Raw genomic sequence first — 19,829 nt, 5'->3', positions numbered from 1 at the left:
ACGCCCTGGAACGGAAGGTTGATTAGGCCTCAGGCGTCGCCGCGCAGGGCCGCTTGCAGGCGCTTCAGCTCCGCCAGCAGCACGGTCAGCTCGTCACGCAGCTCGGTCGAGATGCCCTGGGCGCGGCCTTCGCGCCCGGCGCCGGCCAGGAGCGAGAGCTGCATCTCGTCACGCGGCTTGCCCGGCTTGGTCCGGGTGACCGGGAGGGGATGGGCGGGACCGGCGGCCGGAGACGCCTCCTTCGGCGCCGCAGCCGGCGCATCGGCCTCGGCCGCCTTGCCTTCCTTTAGCAGGCGCTGCACGCCTTTGATGGTGTAGCCCTCCTCGTAAAGGAGGCGCTGGATCCGGCGCAGCAGTTGGACATCCTCGGGGCGATAGTACCGGCGGCCGCCGCCGCGCTTGAGCGGGCGGACCTGCGAGAACTTGGTCTCCCAGAACCGCAGCACGTGCTGCGGCACGGCGAGGTCGTCGGACACTTCGCTGATCGTGCGATAGGCCGTCGCCGACTTGCGCAGCGGCGTGGGCTTCGCTTCCGATCCTCCCATTCCGGCCATGGCTTACTCGTCGTCGTCCAAGGGAGGATTGGTGCCGTTGATGCGCCCCTTCAGCACATGCGAGGCGCGGAACACCAGCACCCGGCGCGGCAGGATCGGCACTTCCTGCCCGGTCTTCGGGTTGCGCCCGATTCGCTGCCCCTTCTGGCGCACCCCGAAGGTGCCGAAGGACGAGATCTTCACCGTTTCGCCACGTTCCAGTGCGCCGGAGATTTCTTCAAGTACTGTCTCAACAAGATCGGCAGACTCGTTACGAGACAAGCCGATTTCTTGATAGAGCGATTCACTGAGCTGGGCTCGTGTCACCGTTTCCGCCATGCCGCCTCCCCCTGACGGGCAATTGCGAAGGAAGACCGTCCAGCGACGGTACCCTCCGCAAAATAATCCGTCAATTCCAAAGCGTTGGGCGGATTTCCTCACGAGCCTCGAAGGCGAGGCCCGCTAACTGCTTACCAGCGCACCAGGGCAGCGCCCCAGGTCAGCCCGCCGCCCATGGCCTCGAGCAGGACGAGGTCACCGGGCTTGATGCGGCCGTCGGACACGGCCTCCGCCAGCGCCAGCGGAATCGAGGCAGCGGAGGTGTTGGCGTGCTTCTGCACCGTCAGCACCACCTTCTCCGGCGGCAGGTCGAGCTTGCGGGCGGTGGCGTCGATGATGCGCTTGTTCGCCTGGTGCGGCACCAGCCAGTCGATGTCGGACGGCGACAGGCCGTTGGCGGCCAGCGCCTCCTCCACCACCTCGGCGAGGTTGATGACCGCGTGCTTGAACACCTCGCGGCCTTCCATCCGGACATGGCCGACGGTGCCGGTCGAGGACGGCCCGCCATCGACGAACAGCTTGTCCTCGTGGCGGCCGTCGGAATGCAGATGGGTCGACAGGATGCCGGGATCGTCGGTCGTGCCGCCGCCCTCGACCGCGCGCAGAACCACGGCGCCGGCGCCGTCGCCGAACAGCACGCAGGTGGAACGGTCGTTCCAGTCGAGCAGGCGCGAGAAGGTCTCGGCGCCGATCACCAGTGCCGTGCGCGCCTGGCCGAGCCGGATCATGTTGTCCGCGATCGAAAGGGCATAGACGAAGCCCGAGCAGACAGCCTGGACGTCGAAGGCGGCGCCGCGGGTCATGCCGAGCGCGGCCTGGACCCGCACCGCGGTGGCCGGAAAGGTCTGGTCCGGCGTGGTCGTGGCCAGAACGACCAGGTCGAGGTCGCTGCCCTCGACCTTGGCCATGGCCAGCGCCTTGCGGGCCGCGGCCAGCGCCAGGTCCGAGGTCTTCTCGTCCGGCGCGGCGATGTGGCGGACGCTGATGCCGGTGCGCTGGACGATCCACTCGTCCGAGGTGTCGACCGTGCGGGCCAGGTCGGCGTTGGTGACGACGCGGTCAGGCAGGGCAGAACCGCATCCGATGATGCGCGCGCGGCGGACTGTCATTGCGGTTGTTCGATCCCGATCGGAGCAGTCGGTGAAGCCGTCGAAGCAGCGTCGTCGCCGTTCCGGTTGCCCTCGAAACGGCTGAACTCCTGCTTAACCTTATCATTGAAACCGTGAATGACCAGATCGACGCCGACATCGATGGCATGGGCGAAGCCCTCGCCGTCGGTGCCGCCATGGCTCTTCACGCAGATGCCGTTGAGGCCGAGGAACAGCGCGCCGTTGTACTGGCGTGGGTCGGTCCGGTGCCGCAGCCGGCGGAAGGCGCCGCGCGCCAGCAGATAGCCGAGCGAGGCGAGCCAGGAGGAGCGGAAGGTGTGGCGCAGCCAGGTGGCGTACAGCTTGGCCGTGCCCTCGGCGGTCTTGAGCGCGATGTTGCCGGAAAAGCCGTCGGTCACGACCACGTCGACCTTCCCGGCCGGGATGTCGTCGCCCTCGACGAAGCCCTCGAACCGGCCGGGGAATTCCAGCTCACGCAGGCGCGCGGCGGCATCCCGCACCGCGTCCGGTCCCTTCAGCGCCTCGGATCCGACATTGAGCAGGCCGACCGTCGGGTCGACCAGGCCCAGCACCGCCTTGGCGAAGACCGAGCCCATGATCGCGAACTGGACCAGGTTCTCGGCATCGCATTCGATGTTGGCGCCGAGGTCGAGCATGACGCTCTCGCCGCGCAGCGTCGGGAAAAACGACGCGATCGCCGGCCGGTCGATGCCCGGCAGCGTCTTGAACACGATCTTTGCCGTCGCCATCAGCGCGCCGGTGTTGCCGGCGGAGACGACGCATTGCGCCTCGCCCGCGGCCACGGCATCGATGGCCAGCCGCATGCTGGAGTTGCGCCCGCTGCGCAGCGCGGCGGAGGGCTTGTCCTCGTTGGTGACGACATCGGCGGTGTGCCGAATCGTGGACACCGCGGCCAGCGCCGGCCGCTTCGCCAGAAGCGGCGCGATCCGCGCCTCGTCACCGACGATCAGGAAGTGCACATCCGGATGATGCGTGCGGGCAATCTCGGCCCCTTCGAGCACCATCTCCGGCGCCCGATCGCCCCCCATGGCGTCGAGCGCAATCGTCACTGGGCCAGAGGCCGCCGGGTCGGACATTCCCTATGCGGGCGCAGTCGATCAGGCGGTCGCCGTCGTCTCGCTGACCACCTCACGGCCGTGGTAATGGCCGCAGGAGTCGCAGACATGGTGCGGACGAGCCAGCTCACCGCAATTCGCGCACTCGACATAGGTCGAGCCGGCCAGAGCGTGGTGCGAACGCCGCATGTCGCGCCGCGACTTCGACGTCTTCTTCTTCGGAACAGCCATTTGCTTGAACTCTCGATACGAAAAGGCGGCACCAGGGGGGCCGCCTCGGACGGGCGTTACTTAATGGAAAAGGCCCGACGGGGCAAGGAAAAGCGATCACTCCCCTGCCTTGTCATCGCCGCCCCCCTTGAGCACGGCGAAGGGCCGGCGCGTCTCCGGCTCGCCCTCCGGCGGCTCGGCCGCGGGCTCCGGCGCGTCGGGCGACCGCGGATAGGGGTCGAGGGCCAGCGACAGGTGCTGCGCCGCGAGCTCGCCCAGATCGATGCGGCCGTCGACCAGCGGCTCGACCTCGGCCGCCAGCGGATCGACCTCGACCTCCGCCTCGTCCCGCCCCGCCGCATCGGCGAAGACGGCCTCGATCTCGTCCTCGACCGCGGCAGGCACGGGATCTAGCGTCACCACGCAGCGCTGCACCACCGCCGCGGCCAGCGACCCGGCCACCACCACCGTGTCGCCGCGCCCCGGAGTCAGGGTGAATCGCGCCCGAAACTCGTCCAGCGCCAGCAGGTCGAAGCGCCGGGCCAGCGCCGCCCGCTCGGTCTCGTCGGCCTCGATGGCGATGGTCCGGCCACCGCGCGGCAGGGTGTTGATGCCGACCACGCGGCTGAATTCGGGGGTCGTCATCAGGCTGCCTCCACCATCTCGGGCGCCGGGCCGAACCGGACCTCACCGGCCAGCAGCGCCGCCACCGGCTGCGCCGCCAGGCCGGCCACCTCGCCGCGCAGATAGGCGGCGACCGCCCTCACCTGTCCCGGCGCCGGCTCGACCGTGCCGTAGAGGTTACGGCGCAGCGCCGCTTCCAGTTCCTCCGGATCGGCGGCGGCCAGGCCGCGGTCATAGCCGACGATGCGGCCGTAGAAGCCGCGCCCCATCGCCTTGACCTTCTTGCCGATGCTGAAATCGGTGACGCCGATCTCGCGCAGGCTGAGATCCATGTCGCTGAACATGTGGTCGAACAGGGCCTGGGCGAAGTCCGGCGCCGGTGCCGCCTCGCCCTTCAGCCGATGGAACAGCAGGAAGGCATGCAGGGCCAGCGCCTCGAACCGGCCGTCCAGCGTGTCGGGCACGCCGCAGGCGGTGTAGAAGGCCGGGCTGCGCGCCTGCTCGACCAGCTTGACGTAAAGCTCGGCGGCGACGCGTTCGCGGCGGTGGCGGGCAAACAGCTTGGACAGCACGGGACCGATCGGATTTGCGCAAAGGACGGCGATATTGGTCGAACTGGAGGTGGTGTGCTAGAGGGAAGCCTTCAATTGGGAGCCCCATGGGGCGTGGAGACATGAGTCGATGACGGAAAGAGCAAGGGTCGTCCGGACCATCGCGGCCGGCCTGCTCGTGGCGGCGGCGCTGACGGCCTGCACGCCGCGGGTCGCGACGCGCGGCAACCTCGTCGAGGATTACCGGCTCGAGCAGGTCCACACCGGCACCAGCACCAAGTCGGATGTGGCGACGATCCTGGGGACCCCGACCACGGTGTCCACCTTCGACGACAACACCTGGTACTACATCGGCCAGCGGGTCGAGACGGTGGCCTTCTTCGCCCCCGAAGTGACGAAGCGCCGGGTCCTGCGCATGCAGTTCGACCCGGCCACCAGCACGCTGACCGACATGAAGGAGCTGAACCTGGAGGACGGCGAGCAGGTGGCGCTGGTGTCGCGCGAGACCCCGACGCTGGGCCGCCGCATCGGCATCCTGGAGCAGTTCCTGGGCAATATCGGCCGCTTCAACAATGAGGGAACCACCCCCTCCGCGCCGAATCGCTCGGTCGGCACCGGCGGCGTCGCCAGCTCGGTCGCCGGCGGCAACTACTAGCCGCGACTACAGGGCATGAGAAACCCCGGCGCCGTTGACCGGCGTCGGGGTTTTCGTCGTTGGTGCGGCGATCAGTGGGCGAGGATCGCCAGCAGCAGCAGCGCCACGATGTTGGTGATCTTGATCATCGGGTTGACCGCCGGGCCGGCGGTGTCCTTGTAGGGATCGCCGACGGTGTCGCCGGTGACGGCCGCCTTGTGCGCGTCCGACCCCTTGCCGCCGTGGTTGCCCTCTTCGATGTACTTCTTGGCGTTGTCCCAGGCGCCGCCGCCCGAGGTCATCGAGATGGCGACGAACAGGCCGGTGACGATGACGCCGAGCAGCATCGCCCCGAGCGCCGAGAAGGCGGCGGAGCGGCCGGCGATCGCCTCGATCACGAAATACAGCACCACCGGCGCCAGCACCGGCAGCAGCGACGGCACGATCATCTCGCGGATCGCCGCCCGGGTCAGCATGTCGACCGCGCGCTTGTAGTCCGGGCGGCTGGTGCCCGCCATGATGCCGGCATTCTCGCGGAACTGGCGACGCACCTCCTCCACCACCGATCCCGCGGCGCGGCCGACCGCTGTCATGCCGAGGGCGCCGAACAGGTAGGGCAGCAGGCCGCCGATCAGCAGGCCGACGACGACATAGGGGTTGGCCAGGGAGAAATCGAGCGTCAGGCCCTGGAAATAGGGGTGCGCGCCCGGATTGCCGATGAAGAAGTTCAGGTCCGAGGTGTAGGCCGAGAACAGCACCAGCGCGCCGAGGCCGGCCGAGCCGATGGCGTAGCCCTTGGTCACCGCCTTGGTGGTGTTGCCGACGGCATCCAGCGCGTCGGTGGTGACCCGGACCTCCGCCGGCAGGTCGGACATCTCGGCGATGCCGCCGGCATTGTCGGTGACCGGGCCATAGGCGTCGAGCGCCACGACCATGCCGGCCAGAGCCAGCATGCTGGTCACCGCGATGGCGATGCCGAACAGGCCGGCCAGCAGGTAGGTGACGATGATGGCGACGCAGATGATCAGCGCGGGGATCGCGGTTGATTCCATCGAGATCGCGAGGCCCTGGATCACGTTGGTGCCGTGGCCGGTGGTCGAGGCCTGGGCGACCGACTGCACCGGCCGGAAGGTCGTGCCCGTGTAGTACTCGGTGACCCAGATCAGGAGGCCGGTGACGACCAAGCCGCTGACGCCGCAGAGGAACAGCGAGAGGCCGCTGAAGCTGCCGCCGCCGACGGCGTAGCTGCCGCCGAAGCCGATCACCGCCCAGGTGACCAGGAGGATGCCGACCAGCGACAGCACCGCCGACACCACGAAGCCGCGGTACAGCGCGCCCATGATGTTGTTGTTGGCGCCGAGCTTGACGAAAAAGGTGCCGGCGATCGAGGCCAGGATGCAGACCGCGCCGATGGCGAGCGGATAGACCATCATCGACGCCATCTCGGCGGCCCCGGCGAAGAAGATCGAGGCCAGCACCATGGTGGCGACGGTGGTGACGGCATAGGTCTCGAACAGGTCGGCGGCCATGCCGGCGCAATCGCCGACATTGTCGCCGACATTGTCCGCGATCACCGCGGGGTTGCGCGGGTCGTCCTCGGGGATGCCGGCCTCGACCTTGCCGACCAGATCGGCGCCGACATCGGCGCCCTTGGTGAAGATGCCGCCGCCGAGGCGGGCGAAGATCGAGATCAGCGAGGCGCCGAAGCCGAGTGCGACCAGCGGGTCGATCAGGCCGCGGCCGGTGGCGCCGGAGGCGAGAAGGATGGTGTAGTAGCCGGCGACGGCGATCAGCGCCAGACCGGCCACCAGCATGCCGGTGACGGCACCGGAGCGGAAGGCGATGGCAAGGCCGGCGGCCAAGCCCTGGCGGGACGCCTCGGCGGTGCGGACATTGGCGCGCACCGAGATGTTCATGCCGATGTAGCCGGCGGCGCCGGAGAGCACGGCGCCGATGATGAAGCCGATGCCGACGGAGATGCCGAGAAGCAGCGAGACGATGATGGCGATGACCACGCCGACCACGCCGATGGTGAGGTATTGCCGGTTCAGATAGGCGCCGGCGCCTTCCTGAATCGCGGCGGCGATTGCCTGCATTCGGGCATCGCCCGGACTGGCCGACAACACGCTCCGTGAAGCCCACACGCCATAGGCACACGCACCGAGGCCGCAGGCCAGCACGAAGACAAGGACCGCTGACATCATTCTTGAGTCCCTCGCCCCTGTTGATGACGCACCGGCCCGGTTCAGGCCGGTTCCGCTTCTTTTGCGCGGAAACGATGCCAGAGCAGGAAGGTCAGGGCAATCAGCGTGAAATTTCTTTGCTTTGTGGCGGCGAGAAGGGCTTTCGAGGCAGCGATTCGGGCCGTTTCGTGGCAACCGGCGCCGGCGCCGCGGTCAGAAATGCCGCCAGCCCGTCAGCGACTCGACGGGACGGCCCTGCGGATCGAGCAGCCGCGCCCCCTGCCCCGCCGCGATCCGTCCGATCCGGGTGATCGCGGTTCCCGCCGCCGCGGCGGCCGTCTCGATCGCAGCCCTGGCCGAGACCGGAGCGCTGAACAGCAGCTCGTAGTCCTCGCCGCCACCCCAGGCGATGTCCTGCAGGGCCGGATCGAGAAGGATGGCGGCGCGGGCGGCGTCGGACAGCGGCAGCCGCGACAGCTCGACCTCCGCCGCCACGCCGGAGGCGTCGCAGAGATGCGGCAGGTCGCCCGGCAGCCCGTCCGATACATCCATCGCCGCATGGGCGAGGCCGACCAGAGCACGGCCAAGGGCCATCCGCGGCTCCGGTACGCGGTGGCGCTGCGCCAGCGCCGCGGCGGCGTCCGGCGCCAGCCCCGGCAGCTGGCCGAGGATCGCGCGCAGGCCCAGCGCGGCATCGCCCAGCGTGCCGCTGACATAGAGATCGTCGCCTGGCTGGGCGCCGGAGCGGCGCAGCATTGCGCCCTGCGGCACCGTGCCGAAGGCGGTGACCGACAGCACCGCGGTCCCCGGCGTCCGCACCGAATCGCCTCCGAGCAGCCCGATGCCGTACAGAGCCTGGTCGGTCCCCAGCCCCTCGACGAAGCGCTCGATCCAGCTCTCGTCCGGCTGCGCCGGCAGCGCCAGCGTCAGGGTGTAGGCCAGGGGCGCGGCCCCCTTGGCCGCCAAGTCCGACAGGTTGGAACGCAGGAGCTTCTGCGCCACCCGAACGGGGTCCTCGTCCGGCAGGTAGTGGACGGTCTCGACCATCGCGTCGGTGGTGACCACCAGTTCGCGGCCTTCTCCGGGATCGAGCAGCGCCGCGTCGTCGGCCAGGCCGAGCGCGCCCTTCGTGCCGCGGGCCAGCGGCCGGAAATAGCGGTCGATGCGCTCGAACTCGCCGAGCCCCATGGGCGGTTCCTAGCCGGCGCGCGGTTCGTCGGGCCGCCGCTCGCGGGCGATGCGGTCGAGCACCGCGTTCACCATCGCCGGCTCCTTGCCGCCGAAGAAGGCCCGGGTGACGTTGACGTATTCCGAGATCACGATCGGCGCCGGCACGTGCAGGTTGGCCAGCAGCTCCCAGGCGCCGGCCTGCATCACGCAGCGCAGCAACAGGTCGAGCCGCGACAGCGAGAACTGCGCATCGAGCGCGCCGGACACCAGGGCGTCGACCTCCTCACTGCGCACCCGGGTGCCTCGCACGATATCGCCGAACAGCGGCGCGTCGGGCTCCACCATCGCCTCGCCCTCGACTGGCTCGCCGAAGCGGTGGTGGACGAACTCGGCGATCACCTTGTCGAGCGGCGTGCCCGACTGCTCGAGCTGGTACAGCGCCTGGACGGCGGCGAGGCGGGCGGCGCTGCGGCGGGCCTTGGCGGACGGCTTCTGCGTGGTCATCGGTCAGGCCGTCAACTGCTTGAAGTGCCGCTTCAGCTCGATCATCGCCAGCGCGGCCCGGGCGGCGCCGCCGCCCTTGTCCATCTCCGCGACCTTGGCGCGGGCCCAGGCCTGAGCCTCGTTCTCGACGGTCAGGATGCCGTTGCCGATGGCGAGGCCGTGGCGCAGGGCGAGATCCTGCAGGCCGCGGGCGCTCTCGTTGCACACCGTGTCGTAATGCGAGGTCTCGCCGCGGATGACGCAGCCGAGCGCGACATAGCCGTCGAAGCGGCGGGCCGAGGTCGAGGCGATCTGCACCGCGGCCGGGATCTCCAAAGCGCCCGGCACGGCGAAGCGCTCATAGGTGGCGCCGATCTCCTCCAGCACCGCGATGGCGCCGCGCGCCAGCTCGTCGGTGATGTCCTCGTAGAACCGGGCCTCGACGATCATGATGTGCGGCGCCGGGCCGGTGAAGGACACGGGCCGCTGTTCGGTCTTGGCGACCATCTCAGTCCTCCTGGATGCCGGCGATGGCGCGCTGCTCGATCACGGTCAGGCCGTAGCCGTCGATGCCGACGATGGTGCGGGGGTGGTTGGACAGCACGATCAGCTTGCGCACGCCGAGGTCGAGCAGGATCTGGGCGCCGACGCCGTAGTCGCGCAGCTCGTGCCCGCTCTCCTTCGACGGCATGCCTTCGAGCCGCCGCTGCAGCCGCTCGCTCAAGCTGTCGGGCTGCGGCTCGCGGATCAGCACCACGACGCCCCGGCCCTCGCGGCCGATCGCCGCCATGGCGCCGTGCAGGATGCCGGCATTGCCGCCATGGACGTCGCCGAGCACGTCGTCCAGCACGTTCAGCGCATGCATCCGCACCAGCACCGGCTCGTCGCCGGAGATGTCGCCCTTCACCAGCACGACATGCTCGGCGTAGCGCGCCTTGTTGACATAGACCAGCATCCGCCAGTCGCCGCCCCAGCGGCTCTCGATCGTGGTCTCGAGCTTGCGCTCGACGAGCGATTCCTGGCAGCGGCGATAGGCGATCAGGTCGGCGATGGTGCCGATCTTGAGGTTGTGGAACTGGGCGAACTTCACCAGGTCCGGCAGCCGGGCCATGGTGCCGTCGTCGTTCATGATCTCGCAGATCACACCGGCCGGGTACAGCCCGGCCAGGCGCGAGATGTCGACCGCCGCCTCGGTGTGGCCGGTGCGCTCCAGCACGCCGCCGTCGCGCGCCACCAGCGGGAAGATGTGCCCGGGAGTCGCAATGTCGGCCGGGCCGCAGGCCGGGTCGATCGCGACCGCGATGGTGCGGGCCCGGTCGGCCGCCGAGATGCCGGTGGTCACGCCCTCGCGCGCCTCGATCGAGACGGTGAAGGCGGTCTGGTGGCGCGAGGCGTTGCTGCGGGTCATGAGCTGCAGGCCGAGCTCCTCGATCCGCTTGTGCTCCATCGCCAGGCAGATCAGGCCGCGGCCGTAGCGGGCCATGAAGTTGACCGCCTCGGCATCCGCCATCTGCGCCGGGATCACCAGGTCGCCCTCGTTCTCCCGGTCCTCGTCGTCGACCAGGATGAACATGCGGCCCTGGCGCGCCTCCTCGATGATCTCGGAGATCGGCGAGAGGAGCGCCTGGTCCTCGGGGCTCAGCCGGCGGTCTTGCGATCCCGCAGCAGGCGCGCCGTGTACCGCGCCAGCATGTCGATCTCCAAGTTCACGCGGCGATCCGTGCTTAAGCTTCGAAAGGTCGTGCATGACTGCGTGTGCGGAATGATGTTGACGCCGAAGCGGCAGGCACCGGACGGGGTATCGGCGACCTCGTTGACGGTCAGCGACACGCCTTCGATCGCGACCGAGCCCTTGGAGGCGATGTAGTCCGCCAGCTCGGCCGGGGCCTCGATGGTGAAGCGGACGCTGTCGCCCTCGGGCCGGCGGTCGACGATGCTGCCGACCCCGTCGACATGGCCGTAGACCAGATGACCGCCGATCTCGTCGCCGAGCCTGAGCGAGCGCTCGAGGTTGACCTCGGTGCCGACCGCCCAGTCGCCCAGGGTGCTGCGCGACAGGGTCTCGGCCGAAGCCTCGACCGCGAAGCGGCCGGGCCAGGTCTCGACCACGGTCAGGCAGACGCCGTTATGGGCGACCGAGGCGCCGATCTCGATCGTCGCCGTGTCGAAGGCCGTCTCGATGATGTAGCGGGTGTCGCCTCGCCGCTCGATCGCCGCGACGCGCCCCACATCGGTGATGATGCCGCTGAACATGGCGGGCACCCTATGCCGAGTGCCGTGTGGTTTCCAGCGAAACTACATTGCGCCCAACGCAGCCCCTCCCTGCCGGAGGCCGTCTTGAAACCCGCGGCGGGGCCGGACGCGCCCTCAGGGGCGCTCGCCGCGCAGCTGGTCGACGAAGTCGCTGAAGGCGCCGGGTTCCTGGAAGTCGCGGTAGACCGAGGCGTAGCGGATATAGGCGACCTTGTCGACGCCGCTCAGCGCCTTCATCACCATCTCGCCGATCGCCTTGGACGGGATCTCGCTCTCGCCCGAGCTTTCGAGCTGGCGGACCAGCGAGTTGACGATCCGCTCCAGCCGCTCGATGTCGATGTCGCGCTTGCGCAGGGCGATGCGCATCGAGCGCAGCAGCTTCTCTCGGTCGAAGGGCTCGCGCTGGCCGGTCGACTTGATCACCGTCAGCTCGCGCAGCTGGATCCGCTCGAAGGTGGTAAAGCGGGCGCCGCAGGCCGGGCAGAAGCGCCGTCGCCGGATCGCCGAATTGTCCTCCGTCGGCCGCGAATCCTTCACCTGGGTGTCGTCGTGGCCGCAGAATGGACAGCGCATCGGTGCCCCCGGAAATGGTTTCGCCCACAGCGAATGGATACCATCCGTTGTGGGCGAACCACAATCTATCGAGTGTCGGGCTGGATGGATTCCAGTCCTGGACCGTCTCAGAGGTCCGGATAGATCGGGAAGCGGGCGCAGAGCGCCTCGACCCGGGCCCGCACCGCCTGCTCGACCTTCGAGTTGTCCTCGGGGTTGGCGGCCAGGCCGTCCAGCACCTCGACCGCCATCTCGCCGATCTGGCGGAATTCGGCCAGGCCGAAGCCGCGCGAGGTCGCGGCCGGGCTGCCCAGGCGGACGCCGGAGGTGATGGTCGGCTTCTCCGGGTCGAACGGCACGCCGTTCTTGTTGCAGGTCATGCCGGCATGCTCGAGGCTGGCCTCGGCCGCCTTGCCGGTCAGCTTCTTCGGCCGCAGGTCGACCAGCATCAGATGCGTGTCGGTGCCGCCGGAGACGATGTCGAGCCCGCCGGCGCGCACGGTCTCGGCCAGAAGCTTGGCGTTCTCGACCACCGCCTTGGCGTACAGCTTGAACTCCGGCCGCAGCGCCTCGCCGAAGGCCACCGCCTTGGCGGCGATGACGTGCATCAGCGGGCCGCCCTGCAGGCCCGGGAAGACCGAGGAGTTGATCTTCTTGCCAAGCTCCGGGTCGTTCGACAGCACCATGCCGCCGCGCGGGCCGCGCAGCGTCTTGTGGGTGGTGGTGGTGACGACATGGGCGTGCGGCAGCGGGCTCGGATGCACGCCGCCGGCGACCAGGCCGGCGAAATGCGCCATGTCGACCATCAGATAGGCGCCGACCGAATCCGCGATCTGGCGGAAGCGGGCGAAGTCGATGATCCGCGGATAGGCCGAGCCGCCGGCGATGATCAGCTTCGGCTTGTGCTCGTCGGCCAGGCGCTGCAGCTCGTCATAGTCGATCCGGGCGTCGTCGCGGCGGACGCCGTATTGCACCGCGTTGAACCACTTGCCCGACTGGTTCGGAGCGGCGCCGTGGGTCAGGTGGCCGCCGGCCGCCAGCGACATGCCGAGCACGGTGTCGCCCGGTTGCAGCAGGGCGAAGAACACCGCCTGGTTGGCCTGGGCGCCCGAATGCGGCTGGACATTGGCGTAGGCGCAGTCGAACAGCTTGCAGGCGCGCTCGATCGCCAGGGATTCCGCCACGTCGACATATTCGCAGCCGCCGTAGTAGCGGCGGTTGGGATAGCCCTCGGCGTATTTGTTGGTCAGGACCGAGCCCTGCGCCTCGAGCACGGCGCGGGAGACGATGTTCTCGCTGGCGATCAGCTCGATCTGCGTCTGCTGGCGCTTCAGCTCGTCCCGAATCCCGCGCAGCACGGCCGGGTCGGTGTCTTCCAGACGGGCGGTGAACAGGGAGCTGGCGGCGGTCATCTGGGCGGCGGTGTCGGGGGAGCTCATGGGCAAGTCATCCTGATCAGGCGGTAGGCACGTCGAGCTTGGCGATGCGGTCGCCGTGCCGACCGCCTTCGTAGTCGGTGGACAGGAACACGGCAAGGCAATCCCGGGCGGTCTCGAAGCCGATGATTCGGGCGCCGAGCGCGAGCACGTTCGCGTCGTTGTGCTGGCGGCACAGCCGGGCGGTGGTGACGTCGTGGCAAAGCGCCGCACGGACGCCGCGGTGGCGGTTGGCCGCGATCGAGATGCCGATGCCGCTGCCGCAGACCACCACGCCGCGCATCGCCCGGCCGTCCAGGATCGCGCGCGCCACGGCGCGGCCGTAATCCGGATAGTCGACCCGGTCCGGACCGTTGGTGCCGAGGTCCAGCACCGCGAGCCCCTGCTCCTCGATCACGGCCCGGAGCTGATCCTTCAGGGCATAGCCGGCATGGTCGGCGGCAATGGCGACAGTCTTGGTGGCGTCGGTCATGATGGTCCGGTCGGATGGGAGTTCGGGCGACCTTCGCATATTTTGCGTTGGAGGGTGAGCCGGAACGTGGCTCAATTCCTTGGCGCGAGCCGGCCGGGTCCGGCCGCAGCTTGCGGTTGCAGAATAGTCAGTAGTTTTCCCATTACCGTTGACATGCGCGATATCAAATGCGACCTCGTTGTCGCTGTTGACGACACAAAGAAAAGGAATTGAACAATGGAGGATGAAGCAAGCACCAGCGGACGCAGCAATGACGATCTGGTGCAGATGACCACCCAGATCGTGACGTCCTATATTTCCCGCAACACGGTCCCGACCGATCAGCTCGGGACGGTGATCCAGGCGATTCATGACGCGCTGAGGGGCATCGGCTCCGCGCCGGCGGCCGAGCCGGCCCCGGCGCCGGCCAAGCCGGCGGTGCCCATCCGGCGCTCGGTCCAGCCGGACTACATCGTCTGCCTGGAAGACGGCAAGAAGCTGAAGATGCTGAAACGGCACCTGCGGACGACCTACAACCTGTCGCCCGAAGAGTACCGGGCGAAGTGGGGCCTGCCGGCCGACTATCCGATGGTCGCGCCGAACTATGCGGAACAGCGCTCCGCCTTCGCCAAGAAGATCGGCCTGGGCAAGGCGCGCGACGGCGCGGCCAAGGCCCGGCGCGGCTGATCTCGCCACCACGGGGGCCGGTACGCCGCAGCGCAAGGCTGGCGGCGTACCGGCCCCTGTGCTGTTATGCGCCCCCTTTTTTCGACAGTCGGAGTTCGTCATGACTTCCTCCTCCGCCGCGGTTGCGCCCGCCAAGCCGGCGCAGACCGGTCGCGCCGCCTTCCACTGGGAGGATCCGCTCCTGCTCGAGGACCTGCTGACCGAGGAGGAGCGCATGGTGCGCGACGCGGCGCGCGCCTATTGCCAGGAGAAGCTGCTGCCGCGCGTGCTCGAAGCCAACCGGCACGAGATCTTCCATCGCGAGATCATGAACGAGATGGGCGAACTCGGCTTCCTCGGCTCGACCATCGACGGCTATGGCTGCGCCGGCGTGAACTATGTCTGTTACGGCCTGATCGCACGCGAGGTCGAGCGCGTCGACAGCGGCTATCGCTCGGCGATGTCGGTGCAGTCGAGCCTGGTGATGCACCCGATCCATGCCTACGGCACCGAGGAGCAGCGCCAGAAGTACCTGCCGCGCCTGGCCACCGGGGAGATCGTCGGCTGCTTCGGCCTGACCGAGCCCGACGCCGGCTCCGACCCCGGCTCGATGAAGACGCGGGCGCGCAGCGTCCCCGGCGGCTACAGCCTGTCCGGCGCGAAGATGTGGATCACCAATTCGCCGATCGCCGACGTGTTCGTGGTCTGGGCCAAGGACGACAGCGGCGAGATCCGCGGCTTCGTGCTGGAGCGCGGCATGAAGGGCCTGTCGTCGCCGAAGATCGAGGGCAAGTTCTCGCTGCGCGCCTCGACCACCGGCGAGATCGTGATGGACGAGGTGTTCGTCCCGGAAGAGAACCTGCTGCCCAACGTCAAGGGGCTGAAGGGTCCGTTCGGCTGCCTCAACAACGCCCGCTACGGCATTTCCTGGGGCGCCCTCGGCGCGGCCGAGTTCTGCTGGCACACCGCCCGGCAGTACACGCTGGACCGCAAGATGTTCGGCCGCCCCCTCGCCGCCAACCAGCTGATCCAGAAGAAGCTGGCCGACATGCAGACCGAGATCACCCTCGGCCTGATCTCGGCGCATCGCCTGGGCCAGCTCAAGGACGAGGGCAAGGCGGCGCCGGAGGCGATCAGCCTGCTGAAGCGCAACAACTGCGGCAAGTCCTTGGACATCGCCCGCCAGGCCCGCGACATGCTCGGCGGCAACGGCATCGCCGACGAGTTCCACGTCATCCGTCATGTGATGAACCTGGAAGCGGTCAACACCTATGAGGGCACGCATGACGTGCACGCCCTGATCCTCGGCCGGGCACAGACCGGCTTGGCCGCCTTCTGAGAGACCGCTTCGGAAAACGCCGGCGCATTTCCGAAGCGGTCCCTGAGCGGCCCGGACCGCAGGCAAGCAAAAAGGCGCGTCCCCGCGGACGCGCCTTTTTCGTGGCTGGACGGCGGGCGGCCTCAGGCCGCGCTGGTCACCGGCTGGTCGGCGCTATAGGCGAGATTGCCGGACCAGAAGCCCTCGAGCCGCCGCAGCGTCGCGTTCAGGGTCTCGACGTCGCCGACGCGCAGCCCCGTCCCCTCCAGCGCATCCGCCTGGCGGTTGAACATGGTCTCGAGCTTGGACCGCAGCGCCTGGCCCTTCGTGGTCAATCGGACCCGCGTGGACCGCCGGTCGTGTTGCGACCGCTCCTGCGCCAAATATCCATTCTCGACCATCTTCTTGACGTTGTACGAGACATTCGAGCCCAGATAGTAACCTCGGGCGGTCAACTCGCCGGTGGTCAGCTCGTCCATGCCGATGTTGTACAGAATCAGGCTTTGAACGTTGTTGATGTCTTGGACGCCAAAACGGTCCAACTCCACCTTTACCACATCCAGAAAGCAGCGATGGAGCCGCTCAATGAGCGCGGTCATGCGGTAATAGGGATGATGCATTCAGACCTCCGACCCACTGGCGCTTTGTACTAGCTTGACCGTCGTTCTACCACCGGCAAAGCCACTTTAGACAAAATCATCCAAAACGAAAGTGTTGTGAGCAGGACAGGTGTTCATTGCATTTGCACTGCATTCGGGACGAATTCGCGCTAGATCGATGCTTTCGGTTGTCACAAAGGACATTTTTGACCCTCTCGCCCGCAGTTATCAACACCTTCGTATGCAACGACCGCTCCTTCGGCGGGCAAGGATGCGTGGCGGGCCGCCGCACCGTGTTGTTTCCCGGCGAAACTCCGTCCTAGAGTGCGCCTGCATTCCCGTCGCCGAGTGAACCGATGTCCCGCCTGCCCTTTCCCGGTGCCTACCCGACCACCCGGATGCGCCGCCTGCGCACCGACGGCTGGATCCGCGAGCTGGTGGCCGAGACCCGGCTCGGCCCGTCCGACCTGATCTGGCCGCTGTTCGTGGTCGAAGGCGACCGGCCGCAGCCGGTCGAATCGCTGCCCGGCGTCACCCGCTTCGACCTGGCCAGCGCCGTCGAGGCCTGCCGCCGCGCCCGCGACCTCGGCATCCCGGCGGTGGCGCTGTTCCCGATGATCGACCGCGCCCTGCGCAGCGAGGACGGCGCCGAGGCCTGCCGGGCCGGCAACCTGGTGTGCCGGGCCATCGCCGCGATCAAGGCCGCGGTGCCGGATCTGGGCATCGTCGTCGACGTCGCCCTCGACCCCTTCACCAGCCACGGCCATGACGGGCTGATCCGCGACGGCCGGATCCTGAACGACGAGACGATCGAGGTCCTGGTCCGCCAGGCCCTGGTCCAGGCCGAGGCCGGGGCCGACATCGTGGCGCCGTCGGATATGATGGACGGCCGCATCGGCGCGATCCGCGCGGCGCTGGACGGCGCCGGGCGGCAGGACGTCAAGATCATGGCCTATTCGGCGAAATACGCCTCGGCCTTCTACGGCCCGTTCCGCGACGCGGTCGGGTCGACCGGCGTGCTGATCGGCGACAAGAAGACCTACCAGATGAACCCGGCCAACACCGACGAGGCGCTGCGCGAGGTCGAGCTCGACCTGCGCGAGGGCGCCGACATGGTGATGGTCAAGCCGGGCCTGCCCTATCTCGACATCATCCGCCGGGTGCATGAGGGCTTCGGCGTGCCGGTCTGCGCCTATCAGGTCAGCGGCGAGTACGCGATGATGAAGGCGGCGGCGCGGAACGGCTGGCTGGACTACGACAAGGCGCTGATCGAGGTGCTGACCGCCTTCAAGCGCGCCGGAACGTCCGGCGTCCTGACCTATGGCGCGATCGAGGCGGCGGAGCTGCTGGGCTGACTCCCGCGACGGCGGGATCCTGGCAACGGCACTGGCCATGCCGAATTAGAACAAAGAGAGAACAAACAGTCAAGCAGAACCGCGACGGTGCTGCCTCAGCCGGCCGCCAGCCAGTCGCGGATCGGGCCGGTCTGGTCCGGCGCCATCAGCGCCGGGGCGTGGCCGCAGCCCGGGATGGTAAGCAGCGTGGTGCCGGGCCGCGCGGCCATGCGCTCGGCCGTCGCCGCGGTCAGCAGGTCGGACTCGGCGCCGCGAACCACCAGCACCGGGCAGCGGATCTGGTCCCAGACCATCCACAGGTCGACATCGGCGATTGGTCCGGCGAAGGCGGCGGCGATGCCGGGATCATAGGCCAGGCCGAGCGTGCCGTCCTGCCGCCGCCGGGCGCTGTGTTCGGCCAAGTGCCGCCACTGCCCGTCGGTCAGCGGTCCGAAGGGCGCGTGCACCCGCCGCAGATAGGCCTCGAGCTCGCCGAGATCGGCGAAGGCCGGATCCTGCCCGACATAGGACCCGATTCGCAGCAGCGCCGCCTGCGGGATGAAGGGACCGACATCGTTCAGGACCAGCCGCCGGATCGGCGTGTTCGGCTGGGCGGCCAGCATCATGCCGATCAGCCCGCCCATCGAGGTGCCGACCCAGTCGACCTCCGCCGCATCGAGCCGGGCGATCAGCGCCGCCGCGTCGGCGAGGTATTGCGGATAGCCGTAGAGGGCCGGGTTGGCGAGCCAGCCGCTGCGGCCGCGGCCGACCACGTCCGGACAGACCACGCTGCGGCCGGACCAGGCCAGGTCGGCCGCGAGCATGTCGAAGTCGCGGCCGTTGCGGGTCAGCCCGTGCACGCATAGCACCGGCGGGCGCGACCGGTCCGAGCCCCAGGAGACATAGGTCAGGCGATGGAAGCCGCCGAGGCCGAGCCCGAGGAACCGATGTTCGACCGCCTCCATCTCAAGCCGCCCGGGCGCTGGCGGGACGCAGCGCGCCGTCCTCGACCTGGACGAAGCGCCGGGCCTCGAAGCCGTTGAACCGGGTCTGCAGCACGTTGGAATAGGCGCCGATCTGGCCGAACTCGATCCAGTCGCCCTCGCGCACATCCTCGGGCAGCGGCGAGGTTCCGGGCAGGCTGTCGTAACTGTCGCAGGTCGGGCCGAACAGGGCGAAGCTGGCCAGCCGGCCGCCGGCGCCGCCCGGCCGCAGCAGGCGGACCGGATAGACGGTGCGGAACAGCTTCATGTCGGCCAGGCTGCCATAGGCGCCGTCGTTCAGGTACAGGCGGTGGCCGCGCCGGAACTCGACCTTCACCACCAGCGAGCAGGCCTCCGCCACCAGCGCCCTCCCCGGCTCGCAGAACACGGCGCGGCCGGGGTCAGCTGGCAGCCGGGCCAGGCCGGCGCGGATCGCGGCGACGAAGGCGGAGAGCGGCGGCGCCTCGGTGCCGACATAGGCGGCGGGGAAGCCGCCGCCGACATCGATCACCGGCACGGCCACCCCGGCCCGGGCGAGGATGCCGGCGCAGATCGTCAGCGCGCTCTCATAGGCGCCCGGGTCGAGGCATTGCGAGCCGACATGGAAGGTCAGCCCGGCACGGTTGCCGGTGGCGGCGATGCGGCGCAGCAGCTCCGGCGCGGCCTCGACCTCGGTGCCGAACTTGCCGCTGAGGTCGCAGACCGAATCGAAGCGGGGCATGTCGACCCGCAGCACCAGGGTCAGGTCGCGTGCGCCGCCGGTGGCCGCGAGGATCTTGTCCAGCTCCTCCTCATGGTCGAGGCAGAAGGTGCGGATGCCGTAGCGGCGATAGGCCAGCTCGACCGCCTGGCGGTTCTTCACCGGATGCATGTAGTGCGACACCGTCTCCGGCAGCGCCGCCGCGGCCTCGATCTCGCTGAGCGAGGCGACGTCGAAATGGCGCAGGCCGCCGGCGTGCAGCCCGGCCAGCACCGCCGGATGGTCGTTGCACTTGACAGCGTACATCACCGTGCCGGGGAACTGGCGCCGGAACTCGGCCGCCGTCTCCCGCAGCACCCGGGGCCGCAGGCAATAGACCGGTTCCTCCGGGCGGAGGGCGGTGACCATGGCAAGGGCGTCGGCGAAGGACTCCATCGAAGCTCCGCTCCTGCTGGGCCGCCGCCGGACGCGCGGCACGTCTGCATCATCTGGTGAGCGACGGCCGCTTGGCTAGCCCCCCGCGAAAATAGATCGAAGCGCACCGGGTACCGCGGGTCGCCCCTGCGCCCCCATGGCGCCTCGCATCGAATCGGACAGATTATTATAACACGGCACCGCCGCGACC

Annotated in this window: 23 protein-coding genes; 4 read left to right on the top strand and 19 right to left on the bottom strand. The window is 68.9% G+C overall.

From position 1 onward, the window contains the following. Nucleotides 1-29: 29 nt before the first annotated feature. The 7 genes from LG391_RS00535 to LG391_RS00505 all read right to left on the bottom strand — a co-directional run bounded on the left by LG391_RS00535 (nucleotide 30) and on the right by LG391_RS00505 (nucleotide 4,463). Nucleotides 30-554, bottom strand: a complete 525-nt coding sequence (locus tag LG391_RS00535; protein WP_225764502.1) for a MerR family transcriptional regulator — start codon at nucleotides 552-554, stop codon at nucleotides 30-32. A gap of 3 nt (nucleotides 555-557) precedes the next feature. Beyond that, nucleotides 558-872, bottom strand: a complete 315-nt coding sequence (locus LG391_RS00530) for an integration host factor subunit alpha (RefSeq protein WP_225764500.1) — start codon at nucleotides 870-872, stop codon at nucleotides 558-560. Between the two features lie 131 nt (nucleotides 873-1,003). Further along, entirely contained in the window at nucleotides 1,004-1,981 is a 978-nt protein-coding gene (locus LG391_RS00525; RefSeq protein WP_225764498.1) for a beta-ketoacyl-ACP synthase III, read from the bottom strand. After that, nucleotides 1,978-3,078: a phosphate acyltransferase PlsX gene (gene plsX, locus LG391_RS00520; RefSeq protein WP_225764496.1), complete on the bottom strand. Its 1,101-nt coding sequence runs from the start codon at nucleotides 3,076-3,078 to the stop codon at nucleotides 1,978-1,980. Before plsX ends, LG391_RS00525 begins: the two co-directional genes overlap by 4 nt. 21 nt (nucleotides 3,079-3,099) lie before the next feature. Further along, on the bottom strand, nucleotides 3,100-3,288 hold the full coding sequence (gene rpmF, locus LG391_RS00515; RefSeq protein ID WP_034833247.1) for a 50S ribosomal protein L32: 189 nt from the start codon (nucleotides 3,286-3,288) through the stop codon (nucleotides 3,100-3,102). A gap of 96 nt (nucleotides 3,289-3,384) precedes the next feature. Then, nucleotides 3,385-3,912, bottom strand: a complete 528-nt coding sequence (locus tag LG391_RS00510) for a DUF177 domain-containing protein (RefSeq protein ID WP_225764493.1) — start codon at nucleotides 3,910-3,912, stop codon at nucleotides 3,385-3,387. Beyond that, entirely contained in the window at nucleotides 3,912-4,463 is a 552-nt protein-coding gene (locus LG391_RS00505) for a ubiquinol-cytochrome C chaperone family protein (RefSeq protein ID WP_225764491.1), read from the bottom strand. The genes LG391_RS00510 and LG391_RS00505 overlap by 1 nt, the downstream gene beginning before the upstream one ends. A gap of 109 nt (nucleotides 4,464-4,572) precedes the next feature. Here LG391_RS00505 and LG391_RS00500 point away from each other — a divergent pair, with 109 nt between their 5' ends. Beyond that, nucleotides 4,573-5,097, top strand: a complete 525-nt coding sequence (locus tag LG391_RS00500) for an outer membrane protein assembly factor BamE (protein ID WP_225764489.1) — start codon at nucleotides 4,573-4,575, stop codon at nucleotides 5,095-5,097. Nucleotides 5,098-5,168: 71 nt separating this feature from the next. Here the strand turns inward: LG391_RS00500 and LG391_RS00495 are convergent, their stop codons facing one another. From LG391_RS00495 to rpiB, 9 genes are all read right to left on the bottom strand, one after another. After that, on the bottom strand, nucleotides 5,169-7,277 hold the full coding sequence (locus LG391_RS00495; RefSeq protein ID WP_225767618.1) for a sodium-translocating pyrophosphatase: 2,109 nt from the start codon (nucleotides 7,275-7,277) through the stop codon (nucleotides 5,169-5,171). 195 nt (nucleotides 7,278-7,472) lie between these two features. Further along, entirely contained in the window at nucleotides 7,473-8,447 is a 975-nt protein-coding gene (thiL, locus tag LG391_RS00490) for a thiamine-phosphate kinase (RefSeq protein WP_225764487.1), read from the bottom strand. A 9-nt stretch (nucleotides 8,448-8,456) separates the two neighbouring features. After that, on the bottom strand, nucleotides 8,457-8,933 hold the full coding sequence (nusB, locus tag LG391_RS00485) for a transcription antitermination factor NusB (protein WP_225764485.1): 477 nt from the start codon (nucleotides 8,931-8,933) through the stop codon (nucleotides 8,457-8,459). Between the two features lie 3 nt (nucleotides 8,934-8,936). Continuing rightward, nucleotides 8,937-9,419 carry a 6,7-dimethyl-8-ribityllumazine synthase gene (locus LG391_RS00480; protein WP_225764484.1) on the bottom strand — a complete coding sequence of 161 codons (483 nt, stop codon included), beginning with the start codon at nucleotides 9,417-9,419 and terminating at the stop codon, nucleotides 8,937-8,939. A gap of 1 nt (nucleotide 9,420) precedes the next feature. Beyond that, a complete protein-coding gene (ribB, locus tag LG391_RS00475) occupies nucleotides 9,421-10,554 on the bottom strand; it encodes a 3,4-dihydroxy-2-butanone-4-phosphate synthase (RefSeq protein ID WP_374200728.1) in 1,134 nt (377 codons plus the stop codon). Continuing rightward, complete coding sequence (locus tag LG391_RS00470; protein ID WP_225764480.1) at nucleotides 10,551-11,165, bottom strand: riboflavin synthase; 615 nt, start codon at nucleotides 11,163-11,165, stop codon at nucleotides 10,551-10,553. Before LG391_RS00470 ends, ribB begins: the two co-directional genes overlap by 4 nt. Before the next feature lie 114 nt (nucleotides 11,166-11,279). Continuing rightward, nucleotides 11,280-11,738 (bottom strand): transcriptional regulator NrdR, encoded by a 459-nt coding sequence (gene nrdR / locus LG391_RS00465; RefSeq protein WP_026870463.1) that lies wholly within the window; start codon nucleotides 11,736-11,738, stop codon nucleotides 11,280-11,282. Nucleotides 11,739-11,845: 107 nt separating this feature from the next. Further along, complete coding sequence (gene glyA / locus LG391_RS00460; RefSeq protein WP_225767617.1) at nucleotides 11,846-13,129, bottom strand: serine hydroxymethyltransferase; 1,284 nt, start codon at nucleotides 13,127-13,129, stop codon at nucleotides 11,846-11,848. A 43-nt stretch (nucleotides 13,130-13,172) separates the two neighbouring features. After that, nucleotides 13,173-13,625, bottom strand: coding sequence for a ribose 5-phosphate isomerase B (gene rpiB / locus LG391_RS00455; RefSeq protein ID WP_225764477.1), 453 nt, complete (start codon nucleotides 13,623-13,625; stop codon nucleotides 13,173-13,175). A gap of 216 nt (nucleotides 13,626-13,841) precedes the next feature. Between rpiB and LG391_RS00450 the strand changes: the two genes are divergently transcribed. After that, complete coding sequence (locus LG391_RS00450; protein WP_225764474.1) at nucleotides 13,842-14,291, top strand: MucR family transcriptional regulator; 450 nt, start codon at nucleotides 13,842-13,844, stop codon at nucleotides 14,289-14,291. Between the two features lie 100 nt (nucleotides 14,292-14,391). Beyond that, entirely contained in the window at nucleotides 14,392-15,609 is a 1,218-nt protein-coding gene (locus LG391_RS00445) for an acyl-CoA dehydrogenase (protein WP_225764472.1), read from the top strand. 122 nt (nucleotides 15,610-15,731) lie between these two features. Here the strand turns inward: LG391_RS00445 and LG391_RS00440 are convergent, their stop codons facing one another. After that, nucleotides 15,732-16,208, bottom strand: a complete 477-nt coding sequence (locus LG391_RS00440; RefSeq protein ID WP_225764470.1) for a MarR family winged helix-turn-helix transcriptional regulator — start codon at nucleotides 16,206-16,208, stop codon at nucleotides 15,732-15,734. Nucleotides 16,209-16,543: 335 nt separating this feature from the next. On the opposite strand from LG391_RS00440, the gene hemB reads away from it, so the two are divergent. Next, on the top strand, nucleotides 16,544-17,542 hold the full coding sequence (gene hemB, locus LG391_RS00435) for a porphobilinogen synthase (RefSeq protein WP_225764468.1): 999 nt from the start codon (nucleotides 16,544-16,546) through the stop codon (nucleotides 17,540-17,542). Between the two features lie 95 nt (nucleotides 17,543-17,637). Here the strand turns inward: hemB and LG391_RS00430 are convergent, their stop codons facing one another. Together LG391_RS00430 and LG391_RS00425 are read right to left on the bottom strand one after the other, a co-directional pair. Further along, nucleotides 17,638-18,486 carry an alpha/beta fold hydrolase gene (locus LG391_RS00430; RefSeq protein ID WP_225764466.1) on the bottom strand — a complete coding sequence of 283 codons (849 nt, stop codon included), beginning with the start codon at nucleotides 18,484-18,486 and terminating at the stop codon, nucleotides 17,638-17,640. 1 nt (nucleotide 18,487) lies between these two features. Further along, the gene (locus LG391_RS00425) at nucleotides 18,488-19,639 is read right to left on the bottom strand and encodes a type III PLP-dependent enzyme (RefSeq protein WP_225764465.1); all 1,152 of its coding nucleotides are present in this window, start codon (nucleotides 19,637-19,639) and stop codon (nucleotides 18,488-18,490) included. Nucleotides 19,640-19,829 lie beyond the last annotated feature (190 nt).

It is taken from the genome of Inquilinus sp. Marseille-Q2685, assembly GCF_916619195.1.
Classification (GTDB): Bacteria; Pseudomonadota; Alphaproteobacteria; order DSM-16000; family Inquilinaceae; genus Inquilinus.
This window is presented reverse-complemented; position numbering and strand designations above follow the sequence as displayed.